This window comes from Brevibacillus brevis NBRC 100599 (genome assembly GCF_000010165.1).
GTDB classification, from domain to species: Bacteria; Bacillota; Bacilli; order Brevibacillales; family Brevibacillaceae; genus Brevibacillus; species Brevibacillus brevis_D.
In genome coordinates this window covers 1,691,863-1,709,192 of record NC_012491.1, presented here as the reverse complement: position 1 = coordinate 1,709,192, position 17,330 = coordinate 1,691,863, and the positions used below count along the sequence as shown (strand labels likewise).

The following is a 17,330-nucleotide window of genomic DNA, read 5'->3' as shown; positions in this document are numbered from 1 at the left end:
CGGGTGAATTCAGATGAGCAAATTACGAGTCCTCCACGTGATTGGCGGGGGGGAATTTGGCGGTGCTGAACAACATATTCTCAATTTGGTCACTACTTTTCCAGTCGACGAAGTAGAAGTCGCAGTCGTATGCTTCTATGATTCTCTTTTTGCGAGTAAATTGCGGGAATCAGGCATCCAAGTCATTACACTGAATCAGTTCGGACGTTTTGACTTACGATTGCTACAGGCTCTGCGGAATGCCTTTACCACATTCCAACCAGCGATCATTCATACGCATGGGATTAAAGCCAATTTCTTTTCACGACTGGCCGCTCGCGGTATGAAGGTGCCTTTGCTGACCACTGTTCACAGCTCACTCCGTTATGATTATACAAGCTCCTTGGCCTATGCCATTGTCAGCATGATGGAAATGAGCACGAGACATTGGAACCGTCATTACATCGCGATCAGTGGTGCGATTGCCGATATTTTGCGGGGGCAGGGTGTTCGCTCGTCTGACATTAGCGTGATTTATAACGGAATGGACATGAAGCCTTATCGGCAAAACCATTTACGGGAGAATGACCGCAATCGACTGCGTGCGGAATGGAACATACCAGAGGACGCCTTTTTGTTCGGGACAGCAGCTCGCTTTGTTCCCGTAAAAGGGCTCCCGATTCTGCTCGATGCTTTTCATACGCTTGTGGCGGACACGAAAGGGGCGGCTCCTTACCTCGTATTGATCGGAGACGGTTCTGAACGTGCAATGCTTGAAGCGAAGGTAAAAGAATTGGGGCTGGAATCGCGTGTTCGCTTTGCTGGATTTCGACAAGACATTCCTGCGTGCTTGCATGCCTTAGATGGCTTTGTCCACTCTTCCTTGTATGAAGGGCTTGGCTATACCATCATCGAGGCTATGGCTTCGGAGGTTCCTGTCGTAGCAAGCAATGTCGGTGGTGTGAAAGAGTTTGTTTTCGATGGCGAGACGGGGCTGATCGTCGAACCGGGAAATCCTGCTTTGTTGGCGCAAGCAATGGAACGACTTTGGACTTCACCACAATTGCGTGAGATCTTGGTGCAAAACGCGTTGAACAAAGTAGAATCGATTTTTACCATTCAACTCATGACCGAACAAATTGTTGCTCTTTATCGTACGTTACTGAAATGACGAAAGGCACGGTGAAACGCGAACAGCGGGCATCGTGCTTTTTTTATATGATTTATTTGAAGAATCTGTTTTTATGGTTGCCTACTCATGATCAATCTGGTTACATATGAATTGGAACTATTTTGTATAGCAAGCTGCACCAGACAGAAAGGGTGAAAATGAGATGAAACTATTTCTATCGGTAGACATGGAAGGTATTTCAGGCATTGTAGATACGAGCTATATTAACCCGAGTTCGGGGGTTAACTATCAGCGTGGACGCCAATTTATGACAGATGATGCCAATGCGGTTATTGAAGCTGCACTTGAGTCTGGCGTAACGGAAATTGTCGTAGCAGACAGCCACAACACGATGAACAACATTCTCTGGGAAAAGCTCCATCCGAAAGCGAGACTGTTGGCAGGTTCTCCACGCGATTCATCCATGATGCAGGGAATCGATGAGAGCTTTGATGCAGCGATGTTTATCGGCTATCATACTCGCCAAGGGATTCCTGGTGTGCTCAGCCATACAATGTCCGGGGTGGTTCACAATATGTATATCAACGGACAAGTCGTGGGTGAGTTCGGCTTTAACGCCGCGATCGCGGGTATGCATAACGTTCCTGTTGTCATGGTGTCTGGTGATAATCTCATCGCTGTCGAAGCACAGGAATTGATTCCAGGCATCCAAACAGCGATCGTGAAGGAAGCGGTATCCCGCACAGCTGCTATCTGTCTCTCGCGCGAAGAAGCGACCGCTGAACTGAAACGCAAGACAGCCAATGCCTTGCGCAACCGGAACAACATCCAGCCATTCCGTACAGCTGTACCTGTAGAGCTGGCGATGGAATTCTCGCACGCAGGACAAGCCGAGATGGCCGCAATTGTCCCGGGCACGCGTTATGAAACAGCAACAAACACTGTCTATTACAATGCAGCCAATCCGCAGGATATGTACAAAACAATGCGCGCTATGCTGAATCTGGCATCCGGTGCTGAATTTTTTTAAAAAGAAGAAGGAAGGAACGGAAGGGCTGAAATCAGTTCTTCCGTTCTCCATTTTGGCGGTAGATTATTCAAGCCCGCCTATTCTTCCGTTTCCGCGCTACTTGTGGCCGGAAGCCTCTTTTTCCCTTTCTAGCTTTTGCTTTTCCCTTCGCTTTCTCCTTCTGTCTGTTGTTCATTCCTCGATTGGATGCCCGAGAGCCTGGCCCGCCTCCAACAGCGTGCTGTTGCTTCGTGTTGGAGCTTTCAATCGCAGCATTCGTACCACCTGTACTGTACGTGCCACCCCCACCTGCAACTTGTGTGGCGGAAGCATTTCTAAGACGTCTTGCCAGCTTGACTACTTGATCGTTTATCACCACAATGGCTTCTTTTCCATTTTTCTTTTTGCCCTTATGATGACCATGATACTCCGATTGCTTGCCGGCCATTCCCCGATTTCGCGCAATTCCACCAGCTCCCACGCTCTGTTGTTGCAGTGTGTTCGATGAATCGATGGCGGCATCATTACCGGCAGCACCGCTTCGTCCTGCTCCACTGGCAATTTGGGTGGTGTTTGGGGCATTCGTAAACTGCGTATTGAGTACGACAACCACTCTACTGGTTTCACGCAAAAATGTCTTCACGACCATTCGCTTTTTACCCTTTTGGTAAATGACTGTCAGTTTATCCTTCCGACGGGACATGTGCAGTTCATTCCTTTACATGAGCTACTACATGTAAATGCGCAAGACGGACAAAGCGTGTTGGACAAATGATGTGGATTTGCAAAAAATATACTATTGTTCGTATTCCGAAGCGTATACTGGAAATTCACTTCTTTCCTCCACTGTAGTTACTACCCAAATATAAAAGCAGACCCACCATGTGAGTCTGCTTGTCGTTTCAGCTTTTATAATTTCCGAACGTTCGTGGCTTGAGGACCGCGTTGACCGTTTTCTACGTCAAACTCCACCTCTTGCCCTTCGTCCAAGGATTTGTACCCTTCGCCCTGAATAGCGGAGAAGTGAACAAATACGTCATCTCCACCATCACGCTCGATAAAACCGAAACCTTTTTCACTGTTGAACCACTTTACTCTTCCACGTTCCATTTTTGCCTCCTAGCATGTAACCCTTACATGACATTTGAAATATTGTCTTACCTCGGTTACTATTGCCATTTACGAGGCTTATTATACGTGACCGAATTTTTTTCTCCTACTTCGCAGCCTCTGTTGCTTCTTTGGCTTTGCTCTGGTCCACAATAAATTGTCCCTTCCAGTCGCCCTTTGTTTTACCGATCCGGTTCACATCGATATTTAAAGTGAGTGGCTGTGGTAGCTTGACTCCATGCGTGACGAAGGCAAGAACGCCCTCTGGCTTGTCATGATCGGCTATTCCAACCTCGACTTCCTTACCGGACTCGTCTGTTAAGTAGAAAGGCATATTATCCCCTTTGGTCCCGATAAAGTTTAGGACACTTGTACCTTCCAAGCCTTTTTCCTGGTACACGGGATTGCCATTTGCTTCGCCTACCACATCTAAACCTGTCGTATCGAATTCGAAAGGCACCAGTTCTCCATTTTGTTGTTCAATGCGATAGTGCAACAGAACCTTGCTATCTTCCGCATACACTTCCGTAAAATGAATCGTAATCCCCTGATCGGTAATTTTTTGATCGATCGGAATAGACAATCCTTCTGCCGCTGCTCGCTTAACCCCTTCACCCACCAACTTGTTCAAGTCTTTTGGATTGTCTGCAAAATAAGAGGTTCCATTTAAAGCCGCATATACGCCAGTCGGCAGTATAATAGCAGCAACTAATCCCATCATAAGTAATTTTTTCTTCATCGTTACAGGCTCCTTTTTTTCGTGATAGCGATGAAAGGACTGCCTGACACGCTGGTCGAGTTCATCAGGGATCGTGGTTTCGTCCATTTGCTTGGTGAGTGACTGTTTTATGATTTTTTCGATAGACATGTTTGGAGTTCCTCCTCATTCCATTCGACGTCAATCCACTCGCGGATGCGCTTTAATGCCAGATGATTTCTCGATTTTGCTGTCCCCACAGGTATTTGCAGCAGTTCGGCTATCTGATCGTACGTATAATCGTAGTAATACCGATAAATGACGACGATCCGCAGCTTGAACGGCAGCTTTTGGATTGCTTGCTGCATCTCTGTGGCAGACTCCATCGCAAGCATTGGCTCATCCGGTGTTTCGACATGTTGCTCTTCTTCCAAGCTCTGTTTTCGTTCTAACAGACGGAATCTTCTCCAAATCTGTCTACGCCAGTTATTCACCTGTCTAATGACAATCCCATTCACCCAGAAAAGAAACGGACGCTTGTGATCATAGGCAGGCAGTGATCTCCATAGCTGATAGTAAATTTCGCTTACAATATCATGAACATCTTCTTTATTCGTGACCATGGCTGCTACGGTACCGTAAACTTTTGTCCGCGTCATGCTGTAGATCACCTCAAAAGCTTCTTGATCTCCTTCACGCAAACGGTCCAGCCACAGTTCTAACATTTGATCATTCATCGGAGGGCCCCCTGAAATTGTATACACCTTGTATTGGCTCTCTCGTTCAATATGGTTCACTACTTTATGAAAAAAACCTCTCCAAACGCTTTTACGTGCGTTTAGAGAGGTTTTCTCGTACGAATCAGTGGAACCTTATTTAAGAATTAAATGCGCACCACAGTCGCCTTGCTGACAAGGTCACGCGGGATGCGGTTCTTTGTATCGAAGAGGATCGGTGCGTCAGCCATCTTTTCAGCAACCTGTGCCCAATCTGCCTCAGCAAATTCCTTTTGCACAGCAGTCAGGATCAACGCATCTGCTCCATTCACTGCTTTGTCCAGGCTTTCAACCTTGTGATCATACACAGTCGGAACAGCCGGATCGTAAGAACGAACGTCTACTCCTTTTGCCATGAGCACCTTGATAAGGTCGTGGACAGGGCTTACACGGTCGTCATTGGAAAAGTCTTTCATTGCCATTCCCAACACAGCTACACGGCTTTCTGCCAATGTCTTGCCATTCTTCTTCAACGCTTGCTCGAGCATGCCGATCAACACTTCAGGTACCGCATCATTCGTGTTGCGAGCCAGTTGCAGAATCGGCAGGTTTACTTCCAATTCACGTGCCTTAGGCTGCAAGTAGTACAACGCATTCGGCAAGCAGAAGCCGCCTACACCCGGTCCTGGCGATAACAGGTTTACACGTGTGTGCGTATTAGCAACCTTGATCAGCTCGAACGTATCGATGCCAAATGCCTCAGAGAAACGAGCGAATTCCTGCACCATCGCAATGTTCACATCACGCTGGATGTTCTCGATGACTTTTGCTGTCTCGACTACGCGGATATCCGTAATCGTAATGTCGGTCTCGCTGATGAAGGACAACAACTCTTTACCTTTTTCAGCGCTTTGTTCATTGATGCCACCCAAAACGAGCGGCATATGGATGAACTCTTCAAAAGCACGCCCCTCTGCAATTCGCTCCGAGCAGTATGTCAGGTAGAAATCGACACCCGCAACAAGGCCGCTTGTTTCCTCCAAAATCGGCAGAATCACATCTTCTGTCGTTCCTGGTACGACGGTACTGCGGATCATGATCGTATCGCCTTTTTTCAGTACACGACCGAGCGACTGTGCACAGCTTTTCAGCGGTCCGAGATCAGGATCGCCGTTATGAACAGGCAACCCAACTGTTACAATATAGTTATGGACTTCCGCAGCAGCTTCCTCGTAGGAGGACGTTGCACGGAAACGTTTTGCTTCAATCTGCTCTTTGAGGATCTCTGGCAACGTTTTTCCCTGATAGGACTCCAGGTGATGGGAATGTGCCGCATTGATCTCTTCGACGACATGCGGTAAGACGTCAATACCGATGACGTTTGCTCCTTTCATGGCATAGGTAAGCGCCAACGGCAAGCCTACAAACCCCAATCCCACAACAGCTACGCGTACAGGTTGTGTCATTGCGTATCTCCTCTTTCACATTCTCCAAGTAAGGTCCGTATGACTGTAAGAAATCACGCGGCCAACTTGCGTATATTTTAGGACAGGTAGTAAACACCTGCAGCGACAAAAAGCACACACAATCCGATGAGGACCTTGTACAACGTTTCCAAGGCTGTTCCTCCCCCATACAATCTTGGCTTGTCCTCTTTTTCGTAAAAAGGACGTTGATTGGGCAGAATAGTTTGGTACTCTTTCGCCAAATCAAATTATACTCTCGTTTGAAATATCGTTCAACCCGTCTAACGAGGCAAGGATGCCCCTATGATATACGAAAAACCGATGGACAGGACCATCGCAATAAAGCCAATGGCCCTGTTATCCTTCGCAATTTCCTGATCAACATTAAACGTTGGGGTCATGAATTCAAAAATGAAGTACGCAGACAGCAACAGGAAAAATCCGAATGTCGCCCAAATCAACGCTTCGCCCAAAGACAAATGCGCCTGAATGGAATAACGGAAAATGTTCGCGATCCCAAAAATTTTCCCGCCTGTTGCCATTGCTACTGCCATGTTCCCACGCTTCAATTCTTCCCAAACACGATATCGCGTCACCAGTTCAAAAATGGCTAAGAATAAAACCATCGCCAGTCCAGACACTGTAAAATAAGCTGCAGTTGCAAAATATGGATTGTGTAGAAGGCTTTCCATATGTCCCTCCCGACCTCTTATTTCAATTCGGCAATGGTAGCACCTACGCCGCCTTCTCCTTGACCGCCCAAGCGGAAGGATTTTACATTACGATGACTCCGCAAATACTCGTGCACGCCTTTGCGCAGTACTCCTGTCCCGTGTCCGTGAATAATAGACACCGAGTGCAAGCCTGCCAGCAGTGCATCATCTAAAAACTGATCGATTTCCCGAATGCTGTCCTCGACGTTGTAGCCGCGCAAGTCGAGATCCATCTTGATATTGTCACTGCGACGTTTCACAGAGGTATACGGAGCCGCTTGCGGTTTTTGCTGGATGGAGTTTTGTACATGCATATCATCGCGTTTTACTTTCATTTTCATGATCCCGATCTGCACGAGGAACTCTTCATTGTTTACCTTTTCCAGCACGGTTCCTTTTTGTCCGAAGCTCGTCACCATTACCTCGTCGCCCACCTTGATCTGCGTGGCGCGAACTGCTTTTGCCGGCTTCTTCACCTTTTCCTTCTCCAGCTCAAGCACGGCATTACCCAAGCGCTTCTTCGCATCGATGAGACGATGCTCCTTGATCTCCATGCCTTCTGCCATCATTTCGCGCAGCTCGCGAATGATCGTTTCCGCTTCTTCTTTTGCGAGTTGGACAGCAATTCGCGCTTCGTCTTCTGCTCGCTCCATTCGTTTGTTTTTCTCTTCAGCAAATTGGGCGCGCTCTTCCTCGAGCTGTGTACGCAGTTCTTCCGCTTCTTGGCGGGCTGCCTTTGCCGCCAACCTGTCTGCTTCCGCCGACTTGCGATTACGCTCCAACGAAGCAATCATGCTCTCGACCTGATTGTCTTCCTCACTGATCGAGCCACGCGCTACATCAATGATATGTTCCGGCAATCCCAAACGTCTTGCGATGGCAAACGCGTTGGATCTGCCAGGCACCCCGATGAGCAAGCGATAAGTAGGACGCAACGTCTGTACGTCAAATTCTACGCTGGCGTTGATGACTTCGGGTCTATCGTAGGCATACGCCTTCAGTTCACTGTAGTGAGTCGTTGCAACCAATCTCGCACCGGAATCAATCACATGGTCGATGATGGACATGGCCAAAGCAGCACCCTCTGTTGGGTCTGTTCCTGCGCCTAGCTCGTCAAACAACACCAAGCTCTTGTCATCCATTTTCGCCAAGATTTGAATAATATTGGTCATATGGCTCGAGAATGTAGACAGGCTCTGCTCGATGGATTGCTCATCCCCGATATCGGCAAAAATGGAGGAGAATACAGTCATCTCGCTCTCTTCCTCCGCCGGAATGTGCAAGCCCGCCATCGTCATCAAGGACAGCAGCCCGATTGTTTTGAGGGAAACGGTTTTCCCCCCTGTATTCGGACCCGTCACAACAATTGCCTGATACTCTCCACCTAGCTCCACATCGACTGGAACGACAACTTCACGTGGAATGAGTGGATGACGCGCTTTTCGCATGTTCACGTATCCGCGATCATTGATGCGTGGACAAATCGCCTTCATGCTCCAGGCAAGCTGCGCCTTGGCAAACATAAAATCGAGCTCTGTCAGTGCTTCTGTATTCTCGACCAAAGCCTCTACCGCAAAGGATACTTGCTCCGTCAACACATACAGAATGCGCTCCACTTCACGCTCCTCGCGCAGGCGAAGCTCGCGAAGCTTGTTGTTCATCTCGACAATCACTTCCGGTTCAATAAAGAGCGTCGCTCCGGATGCCGACTGATCGTGAACAATTCCACCAAATACCGAACGATACTCCTGCTTCACCGGAATGACGAAACGATCTCCACGAATCGTAACGATGTTTTCCATCAGCATTTTTTGGTACGTAGACGAGCGTGTCATTTGATCGAGTTTTTCGCGAATGCGGGACTCGAGCTGTCGAATCTCCTGACGCACCTGACGCAATTCAAGACTCGCGCTGTCCAAAATATCGCCGTTTTCATCAACACAGCGGCGAATTTCGGTTTCCAACTCGCGCAGGCCCTCAATACGCTCTGCCTGCTGTTGCAATAATGGCAGCTCGTGATCGTCACACATATCGAGCAAAAACGTTTTGAGCCTGCGTCCGGCCATAACGGTGCTGGCGATATCCAGCAATTCCATCGGGGCGAGCATGGCGTTCAATCTGGCGCGCTGTACGGGGCCGCGGATATCGCGAATGCCTCCGAGCGGTACGCTGCCTTTTAAGCGTAACACGGTTGCTGCTTGTTCAGTCCCTTGCTGAGCGTTAATGACTTCATCCAAACGTAAAAAAGGAATCAGCTCTGATGCTTTTTCTTTTCCATATGTGCAAGATGCCTTGTCAATCAACAGGGCGACTATTTTATCGTATTCTAACGTCTTTAAAACCCGTTGTTCCACTGTGCTCCTCCTTCTTTATCCAGCGGCGACCGTTGTACCGTGCGGGCGGGAGCGACGGTCTATACCGGCAATCATTACGATATCTCCCCATTATAGCATGGCAGCGGAGCTTAGAAAACTTGGGCAACGGATAGCTTCGGACAGGCACCACTAGCGAAGGATAATTTTACACGTTTTCGTTTGGCATAGTTCAGCTCCTGGCGTGAGAGAATGAAAGGTGAAACAACCCTAAAGGAGGAGTACACTTGACGATCATGCGCCATATCGTCCGCTTTATCGTCGCTGCCGTAGTCCTGATGTTTGTCGGCTTTCTGGTCCCCGGCTTTTCAGTTAGCAGTTTTTGGACAGCTCTGCTCGCGGCCGTTGTCATCGCACTGATTGGCTGGGCCGTAGAAGCCATCTTCGGAGAACGAATTTCGCCGTACAATCGGGGTATTATCGGCTTCTTGGTCAGTGCCGTCGTGATTTATCTCACACAGTTCATCGTCTCTGGCTTCCGCGTAACGATTCTTGGAGCGCTCCTGGCTTCCTTGGTGATTGGGATCATCGACTTGTTTATCCCGATCAAAACCCATATGGATTTGCGCAATGGAGATGCCGGGAACAAGCAGGAGACATAGGCAAAATGCAACAAAGAGCCATCCCATCAAAGACGGGGTGGCTCTTCTCCTTTTACCCTCAACGTGAAAAGAGAGGCATTTCGCCCCTCTTTTCCTTAATCTATCGGTTTAGCCTTTGCCTCTTCCTGAATGATTTTCAGCAGTTCTTCGTACTCCTGACGTAAGCGGAAGTATTCATCCGCGATATTGACTGCAGAAAGTACGGCAATTTTGGCAGTATCCAGTCGATGGTTGCCGTTTGCGATTTCGTTCATCTTGTCATCAACGAAACCGGCCACCATGCGTATGTGATTGACACTTGCCTTGCCGCTGAGCCGGTATTGTTGGCCAAAGATGTCCACCGTCAAACGATTTTTCCCATCACCTTGCACGAGAGGTACCTCCCTACTGCGACCTTTGCTCTACATTATCCTTTTTTAGGTTACTGAAAATGTCAGATTTCGTCAAGCTGTGTTACACGCGCAATTCAGCACCTGTGTTGTTTTTCAAGGCTTCGATGACAGCAGTAGTCACTTGTTGAATCTCTTCGTCCTGCAAGGTACGCTCTGCGTGACGGAATACGAGGGCAAATGCCATGCTCTTCTTATCCTGGGCAATACGCTCACCCATGTATACATCGAACAGGGTTACGGACTCAAGCAGCTCTCCTGCCGCTTCACGAATCGTTGCTTCCAATGCACCAGCAGCTACATTACGATCGACAACGAGAGCCAAGTCACGCGTTACCGCTGGGGACTTCGGCAGCTGATTGTAATGTCCAACCTCGGCAGCTACATCAATCAAAACAGCTACATCCAACTGGAATACGTACGTTTCGGACAGATCATACGCTTTTTCTGTGCCCGGATGAACTTGCCCCAGATAGCCCAGACGTTTTTCTCCTACCCATACCTCTGCGGTACGTCCTGGGTGCATACCTGCGATGTCCTGGACTGCTTTGTACTCGGTAGCTTGGATGCCCAAACGAGCGAAGAGTGACTCCACAATCCCTTTGGTTTGGAAGAAATCAACAGGCTGCTTGGCGCCCATCCAGTTTTGTGTGAGCAGTTGTCCAGTCAATGCACCCGCTACATACAGACGCTCTTCCGGAAGCTGGGTGAGTGTTTCTTCTTTTGTCAAGAACACACGGCCCAATTCGAAAATCGCAACATCGTGGTTTTGGCGGTTTTTATTGTAAGCGACTGTTTCCAAGAGGCTAGGAATCAAGCTCGTGCGCAGAACGCTATGGTCTTCACTCATTGGCATCATGAGCGCAACAGGGTTTACTTTTTCCTGATGCAGACCCGCTACTGCCTCAACACGATCTGGATGAACCAGTGCATAGGAAATCGCTTCATTCATACCAGTACCGATCAGGTGATGACGGATCGTACGGCGCAATTGCTGTTCTTTTGTCAACTGTCCCTGTGTGGTCGAGCCAGAAGGCAAGCTGGTCGGAATGTTGTCGTAGCCGTACAGACGTGCAACCTCTTCCACCAAATCCTCTGGCAGCGTAATGTCGCCACGTCTCGTTGGAACGGTTACCGTCCATTTGTCGCCCGCTACTTCATACGGGAATTGCAGACGCTCGAAAATCGGCGATACATCAGAAGCAGACATGTCGGTTCCGAGATGCTGATTGATTTTTGCAAGCGTAACGGAAACAACAGCAGGCGCAGCTTCGCTTACAACAGCAGAGCTGATTCCTTTGGATACTGTTGCCCCAGACAATTGCTGAATCAGCGCAGCGGCGCGCTCACCAGCTTCTTGTACACGTGCTTGGTCAACGCCTTTTTCCCAACGTACGCAGCCTTCTGTACGCATGCCAAGCATACGAGCAGTACGGCGCACTGTTTTTGGCGTGAACCAGGCTGCTTCGAGAATGATTTCACTCGTCTCACCAGTAATTTCGGAGTTCGCTCCGCCCATTACACCAGCGATCGCCAAGCCTTTGGTCTGGTCGGCAATCAGCAAGGTTTGTGCATCCAGCGCGCGCTCTTGATCGTCCAATGTCACGAGCTTTTCGCCCTCGTTTGCCAGTCGAACGACAATAGATCGATCAGCTACCTGTGTCGCATCGAAAGCATGCAGCGGCTGGCCGTACTCGAGCAGGACGTAGTTCGTTACGTCTACCACGTTATTGATTGGACGAATTCCTGCTGCCATCAGGCGATTTTTCATCCATTGCGGAGATGTCGCGATTTTGGCGTTGGTGAAGTGACGACCGTGGTATTGATAGCATTCATTTGTCGCATCGATCTTAACTTGGATCGGGTTGTCGCCACCGTTTTCGGTCAGCTCGATTTGCGGGAATACCACTTCTTTGCCCAAGATAGCAGCAACCTCGTAAGCAACTCCCAACATGCTCAAGCAATCCGAACGGTTCGGGGTCAATCCCAATTCCAGCACGTAGTCATCCAAGCCGAGGTACGAAACAGCATCCATTCCGATCTCCGCATCCGCTGGCAGAACCATAATGCCTTCTTGCTGATCTTTTGCCAAAAGCTTGTCGTTTAAGCCCAATTCTTTTGCAGAGCAGATCATCCCTTGGGATTCTACACCGCGTAGCTTGGAACGCTTGATGTTCAGACCACCTGGGAGCTTCGCACCGATCAGGGCAACGAGAACTTTTTGTCCCTGGTCTACGTTCGCTGCTCCACAAACGATTTGCAGGTCTTCTCCTTGTCCTGCATCAACCACACATACGTTGAGACGATCTGCATCCGGGTGCTTGCTGCGTTCTTTTACATAACCGATCACAACACCGGATACACCTTCGTTGCGCGATTCAACTGCGTCTACTTCAATCCCGCTGCGAGTCAGCTTTTCAGCCAGCTCCTGGGGCGTCGTTCCACTCAGATCGACGTATTCAGATAACCATTGGTACGATACCTTCATCTTTACCTCTCCTCTCTAGCCTCGATTGAACTGACGCAGGAAACGAACGTCGTTGGTATAAAAATGGCGGATGTCCTCTACCGCGTATTTGAGCATCGCAATTCGTTCCACACCCATACCGAATGCAAAGCCGCTGACTTCCTCAGGGTTGTAGCCAGCCATTTCCAGTACGCGCGGGTGTACCATACCAGCACCCAAAATCTCGATCCAGCCGGTTTGCTTACATACACGGCAACCGTGACCGCCGCAGTTGAAGCATTGCAGGTCTACTTCTACGGAAGGCTCCGTGAACGGGAAGAAGCTTGGGCGCAAACGAATTTGCTGATTTTCCCCGAACATTTGACGGGCAAACGTCAAGAGGGTACCTTTCAAGTCACTCATCCCGATTTTTTTATCAATCACAAGACCCTCGATCTGCGTGAATTGGTGGGAATGTGTCGCATCGTCATCATCACGGCGATACACTTTACCCGGACAGATCATTTTGAGCGGGGTCTTGCCTTCTTTTTTCAACATTGTACGTGCTTGCACAGGGGATGTCTGCGTACGGAGCAGCAGCTCTTCTGTGACGTAAAACGTATCTTGCATATCGCGTGCCGGGTGATCCTTCGGCAGGTTCAGCATCTCGAAGTTGAAGTGGTCCAGTTCAACCTCAGGACCTTCTGCCACCTCGAAGCCTAGGCCAATGAAGATGTCCTCGATCTCTTCAATGATCCGAGAAAGCGGATGCATGGTGCCTGCTGGTACTGGGCGTCCTGGCAGTGTCACATCGATCGTTTGAGAAGAAAGCTTGGCAAAGAGAGCCGCTTCTTCAAATGCTTTTTGTTTACCGGAGAACGCTGCCTCCAGCGCTTCCCTTACTTCATTCACCAGCTGACCGACAACTGGACGCTCTTCTGGGGACAGGCTGCCCATGCCGCGCAGCAGTTCTGTCAACTCGCCCTTTTTCCCCAGGTATTTGACGCGCAAATCCTGAAGTTGTGCGGCTTCTGTCACTTGGCTGATTTGGCCCAGTGCGGACTCTTTCATTTCTTGCAACCGAGTTTGCACTTCGAATCGCTCCTTTATTTCTGTTTTGGAAAAAGAAAAACCCGCCCCTCAAAAAGGGACGAGTTACTTTTTTCTCGCGGTACCACCCTTGTTAGACAATTCGCTTCCACCCTGTGACAAATGCATGACAATATCACTAGTGGAAAGAGACATTTGTCTCACTTCAGATCATTGGTAACGGGTATGACCCGGCTGCTCCTACTGCGCGAAAAGCGGTTCAGAGTGCGGCTTTGGAGTGAATTCGGCAGCTATCATGTTAAAGATGCTCGCAGTCTGTGGCATCTTCTCCCTGAAAAAACAGATAGGTCCTGCGTACTAGTCTCCGTCATCGCTTTACGTTATAATTGTGACGTAAGGAAAATTATAGCGTAACAAGAGAGAACTTTCAATTCTACAAATGTTACATATCCAGATTGTGTTTTCAAGTGTATGTTACCCATTCGAAAGGGGATTTTGACATGATAGACAATGTTTCCGCCCTTTACGATAAGACAAGCAGCTGCCGCCATTGCCAAGCGACCTTTTCGACCAAAAGAATCAGAAGCGGCACGTTGACGATGGTCAACCGCGACAGCGATTTTTATACCACTTTTAAAGAGCAATCTTTAAATCCCATTTTATATACCGTCAATGTCTGCCCTGAATGCGGCTTTGCTTTTACGGATCAATTCCGGGACAAGCTCGCCCCCTGGCAAAAGCAGATTGTGGATGAACAAATCTCCTCGAAATGGAAGCCAAAAGATTTTGGCAAGGTTCGACACGTACCAGAAGCCATTGTCAGCTACAAGCTCGCTATTTATGCAGCTGAAATAACAGATCAGCCCCATTCCGTAAAAGCGGGTCTATATTTGCGCCTTGCCTGGCTTTATCGATACCAAAAAAATGTCACGGAAGAAATGCGCTTTATCGATATGGCCGTGGAAGAATATGAACAATCGTATATTCATTCCGATTATACACGCGGTGACAAAGAAATGACCGAAGTCCGCTTGCTGTACTTGATTGGTGAGCTCTATCGCAGACTCGAAAAGTTTGACTTAGCCATTAAATATTTCGGCAAGGCACTCGCCTTTCGCAACCACACCATTGAGAGCGGCATTATCCGGATGGCGCAGGATCAATGGCAACTCGCGCGTGAAGAGTTTAAAGAGAAGAAGAACGAGCAAAAGATCGGCTAGACATGCCGATCTTTTTTTATATGCAACAATTGAAAGAATATGGTAAAAATAGTATATTTTAGACATCTAATACAAAGGAGTGATTCTTGTGAAAAAGTGGAATCTTATCACGTCAAGTCTGCTGGCAATCCCATTGCTTTTGGCAGGACAAGCTGGTGCAAGTGCTGCCGAGGTTTCGAACAAGCCATCGCAGGCAGTGGTTGCCATGTCAAGCGTTACAGAAGTCAACGTTAATCTGGACATTTATCAAAACCCTATTTATGACAGACTCCCAACCAACAACCATACGAGTGTCATCTCATACGAGTCGACAAAGGGTGGGATTAGCATCGATTCCCAAGGCCGAGTGATTGCATCGTCTCCAGGCTACTACAAGGTTGATGTCTATTACGGTGGCACGAAAGTGTATATCTTCCATTTTAATGTAGGTCCCATGTAATCATTTCGGTGGATCACACAAACAAAGCCGATCATCCTTACTATTCTCGAGGATGTCGGCTTTCCTTATTATCTTCTTTTGCGCTGTGCCTCATAGACAAATATTCCTGCCGCAACCGCTGCATTCAGCGACTCCGCTCCGCCGTAAAGCGGAATGTGGACGAATTGATCAGCTTTGGCAAACATCTCTTTCGAGACGCCTCTTCCTTCATTGCCGATGACCAGTGCCGTCAGACCCGCATAATCAGCCTCGTCATAGGAAACACTGTTTTGCTCCAACGAAGAAATGAGAACTCTCCCTCCCTTTGCCTTCCATTCATCAGCCGTGTCAACTAACGATTGCGTAAAGACCGGGATCCGGAACAGTGCCCCCATTGTTGCCCGTACCACTTTTCCATTGTAAATATCGACACTGCCACTCCCCAGTACGACACCATCGATTGCAGCCGCTTCCGCTGTGCGCAAAATCGTGCCGAGGTTGCCCGGGTCTTGTATTTCGTCCAAAAAGAGGAGCAGTAAGCTTCCTTGTTCCTCTCTCTTCTGATCCACCCATTTTGCCCAATCTGCTGCTGTTTTTTTCACTTCGGCCACAATTCCTTGCGGTGACTTCGTTTCGGACAGCTTCGCCAGCACTGTCTCTGGCGCAGCAATGACCTGAACAGCTTCCGGATGATTAGCCAGAGCACGCTGACAAGCAGGGTCCATGTCACGCTGCTGATCGTAAATCACCGTGACTACCTCCGCCCCACTTTTTAACGCCTCTTCTACCAGATGCGCCCCTTCCACGAGAAAACGCTGCTGCTCTTCCCGTCCTTTCCGTGATAGCAACTGGTGCAATCGCTTTACCAGAGGGTTTTGTACTGAAGTAATGATTTCATTTGTCATAAACCTATGCCCGCTCCTCAAATTCGCGTAAGTCTTTGTTGTTCCCGATCACCACAAGCACGTCGCCGTATTGGATGACTTCATCCGGGCTAGGAGCGATATTGAATTTATCTCCGCTTTTGATCGCAATCACGTTGACTTCGTATTTTTTCCGAATATCCAGTTGGCGCAAGTTTTGACCGACCAGCTTGGACGACACGACTACCTCCGCTACGCTGTAGTCCTCTGCCAGCTCAATAAAGTCAAGTACGTTAGAAGAGATCAGATTGTGGGCGACCCGAACACCCATGTCACGCTCAGGGAATACGACACGGTCAGCTCCCACCTTGTACAATACTTGTCCATGACGCTCATTCTGTGCTTTTGCCACGATCTTTTTGACACCCAAGTCTTTCAGCGTCAACACCGTCAGGATACTCGCCTGAATATCGACCCCAATGGCCACGACAACTACGTCAAAATTGCGGATGCCGATTTCCTTCAAGGCGCGTTCATCCGTAGAATCAGCTGCTACCGCGTGCGTTACATACTGAATATTTTCGTTAATGCGCTCCTCGTTCTCATCTATACCCATCACTTCATAATCCATCTCGTACAGCGTTCTCGCCACGCTGGAACCAAAACGTCCCATCCCGATAATGGCAAATTGCTTGGACATGTTAATCTTCCCCTTTACGGAACTTACCAATAACAAGCATTATAGCACAACCAAAACATCCCCCACAAAACGGTCATGAACGTTTTGTACGAAAAGCATGGTATGCACAAATCAGCGTTTACAAATACTATTTCTTGAATTCATTCTCACAAGAGAGGTGCAAGCGCGGTCATGAATATTGCCTCACTCAATTTACGTCAAGCGATCATGTACAAAATGCAAGGCTCAGATCCAAACGAAGTGGAAGAGACCATCAGTGATGCTATCTCAAGCGGTCAGGAGAAGACACTGCCGGGGTTAGGCGTTTTGTTTGAAGTTCTGTGGCAAAACAGCGATGCTTCCTCACGTCAATCCATGATTACGACTATCGCGGAACACTTGCCTGAGCAAGCCGAGAAGCCAATCTAACCATTTCTTCTTCGAACAGACATGCTGCAAAGGGAGGGGC

At 48.6% G+C, this 17,330-nt stretch carries 18 protein-coding genes and 1 other annotated feature; of the genes, 6 read left to right on the top strand and 12 right to left on the bottom strand.

Annotated elements, in window-relative coordinates; translation table 11 throughout:
• Positions 1-13: 13 nt before the first annotated feature.
• Both BBR47_RS08600 and BBR47_RS08595 read left to right on the top strand, forming a co-directional pair.
• A complete protein-coding gene (locus BBR47_RS08600; protein WP_012685375.1) occupies positions 14-1,150 on the top strand; it encodes a glycosyltransferase in 1,137 nt (378 codons plus the stop codon).
• Between the two features lie 163 nt (positions 1,151-1,313).
• Positions 1,314-2,141, top strand: coding sequence for a M55 family metallopeptidase (locus BBR47_RS08595; protein ID WP_012685374.1), 828 nt, complete (start codon positions 1,314-1,316; stop codon positions 2,139-2,141).
• A 67-nt stretch (positions 2,142-2,208) separates the two neighbouring features.
• Here the strand turns inward: BBR47_RS08595 and BBR47_RS08590 are convergent, their stop codons facing one another.
• The 7 genes from BBR47_RS08590 to BBR47_RS08560 all read right to left on the bottom strand — a co-directional run bounded on the left by BBR47_RS08590 (position 2,209) and on the right by BBR47_RS08560 (position 9,176).
• Positions 2,209-2,823, bottom strand: coding sequence for a hypothetical protein (locus tag BBR47_RS08590; RefSeq protein WP_012685373.1), 615 nt, complete (start codon positions 2,821-2,823; stop codon positions 2,209-2,211).
• 206 nt (positions 2,824-3,029) lie between these two features.
• A complete protein-coding gene (locus tag BBR47_RS08585; RefSeq protein ID WP_012685372.1) occupies positions 3,030-3,230 on the bottom strand; it encodes a cold-shock protein in 201 nt (66 codons plus the stop codon).
• Positions 3,231-3,336: 106 nt separating this feature from the next.
• Positions 3,337-4,098 (bottom strand): DUF4179 domain-containing protein, encoded by a 762-nt coding sequence (locus tag BBR47_RS08580; RefSeq protein ID WP_041749321.1) that lies wholly within the window; start codon positions 4,096-4,098, stop codon positions 3,337-3,339.
• Positions 4,077-4,664, bottom strand: coding sequence for a sigma-70 family RNA polymerase sigma factor (locus BBR47_RS08575; RefSeq protein ID WP_041749320.1), 588 nt, complete (start codon positions 4,662-4,664; stop codon positions 4,077-4,079). The genes BBR47_RS08580 and BBR47_RS08575 overlap by 22 nt, the downstream gene beginning before the upstream one ends.
• Positions 4,665-4,810: 146 nt before the next feature.
• Entirely contained in the window at positions 4,811-6,109 is a 1,299-nt protein-coding gene (locus BBR47_RS08570; protein WP_012685369.1) for a nucleotide sugar dehydrogenase, read from the bottom strand.
• Positions 6,110-6,390: 281 nt separating this feature from the next.
• On the bottom strand, positions 6,391-6,801 hold the full coding sequence (locus tag BBR47_RS08565) for a DUF350 domain-containing protein (protein ID WP_007728502.1): 411 nt from the start codon (positions 6,799-6,801) through the stop codon (positions 6,391-6,393).
• Positions 6,802-6,818: 17 nt separating this feature from the next.
• Positions 6,819-9,176, bottom strand: a complete 2,358-nt coding sequence (locus BBR47_RS08560; RefSeq protein ID WP_012685367.1) for an endonuclease MutS2 — start codon at positions 9,174-9,176, stop codon at positions 6,819-6,821.
• 245 nt (positions 9,177-9,421) lie between these two features.
• On the opposite strand from BBR47_RS08560, the gene BBR47_RS08555 reads away from it, so the two are divergent.
• The gene (locus BBR47_RS08555; RefSeq protein ID WP_041749319.1) at positions 9,422-9,796 is read left to right on the top strand and encodes a phage holin family protein; all 375 of its coding nucleotides are present in this window, start codon (positions 9,422-9,424) and stop codon (positions 9,794-9,796) included.
• A 95-nt stretch (positions 9,797-9,891) separates the two neighbouring features.
• Here BBR47_RS08555 and zapA read toward each other — a convergent pair whose 3' ends face one another.
• The 3 genes from zapA to pheS all read right to left on the bottom strand — a co-directional run bounded on the left by zapA (position 9,892) and on the right by pheS (position 13,723).
• Positions 9,892-10,167, bottom strand: a complete 276-nt coding sequence (zapA, locus tag BBR47_RS08550; protein ID WP_007728510.1) for a cell division protein ZapA — start codon at positions 10,165-10,167, stop codon at positions 9,892-9,894.
• Positions 10,168-10,249: 82 nt separating this feature from the next.
• A complete protein-coding gene (gene pheT, locus BBR47_RS08545) occupies positions 10,250-12,673 on the bottom strand; it encodes a phenylalanine--tRNA ligase subunit beta (protein WP_012685365.1) in 2,424 nt (807 codons plus the stop codon).
• A 15-nt stretch (positions 12,674-12,688) separates the two neighbouring features.
• Positions 12,689-13,723, bottom strand: a complete 1,035-nt coding sequence (pheS, locus tag BBR47_RS08540) for a phenylalanine--tRNA ligase subunit alpha (RefSeq protein WP_012685364.1) — start codon at positions 13,721-13,723, stop codon at positions 12,689-12,691.
• Positions 13,724-13,774: 51 nt separating this feature from the next.
• Positions 13,775-14,061: a binding site (T-box leader), on the bottom strand.
• A 120-nt stretch (positions 14,062-14,181) separates the two neighbouring features.
• Here pheS and BBR47_RS08535 point away from each other — a divergent pair.
• Positions 14,182-14,901: a DUF2225 domain-containing protein gene (locus BBR47_RS08535; protein ID WP_012685363.1), complete on the top strand. Its 720-nt coding sequence runs from the start codon at positions 14,182-14,184 to the stop codon at positions 14,899-14,901.
• A gap of 88 nt (positions 14,902-14,989) precedes the next feature.
• A complete protein-coding gene (locus tag BBR47_RS08530) occupies positions 14,990-15,340 on the top strand; it encodes a hypothetical protein (RefSeq protein WP_012685362.1) in 351 nt (116 codons plus the stop codon).
• Between the two features lie 68 nt (positions 15,341-15,408).
• On the opposite strand, the gene BBR47_RS08525 is transcribed toward BBR47_RS08530, so the two are convergent.
• On the bottom strand, positions 15,409-16,224 hold the full coding sequence (locus tag BBR47_RS08525) for a TrmH family RNA methyltransferase (protein ID WP_012685361.1): 816 nt from the start codon (positions 16,222-16,224) through the stop codon (positions 15,409-15,411).
• 4 nt (positions 16,225-16,228) lie between these two features.
• The gene (locus BBR47_RS08520; protein WP_007728524.1) at positions 16,229-16,882 is read right to left on the bottom strand and encodes a potassium channel family protein; all 654 of its coding nucleotides are present in this window, start codon (positions 16,880-16,882) and stop codon (positions 16,229-16,231) included.
• Positions 16,883-17,053: 171 nt separating this feature from the next.
• Here BBR47_RS08520 and sspI point away from each other — a divergent pair, with 171 nt between their 5' ends.
• Positions 17,054-17,290 (top strand): small acid-soluble spore protein SspI, encoded by a 237-nt coding sequence (gene sspI, locus BBR47_RS08515; protein ID WP_012685360.1) that lies wholly within the window; start codon positions 17,054-17,056, stop codon positions 17,288-17,290.
• Positions 17,291-17,330 lie beyond the last annotated feature (40 nt).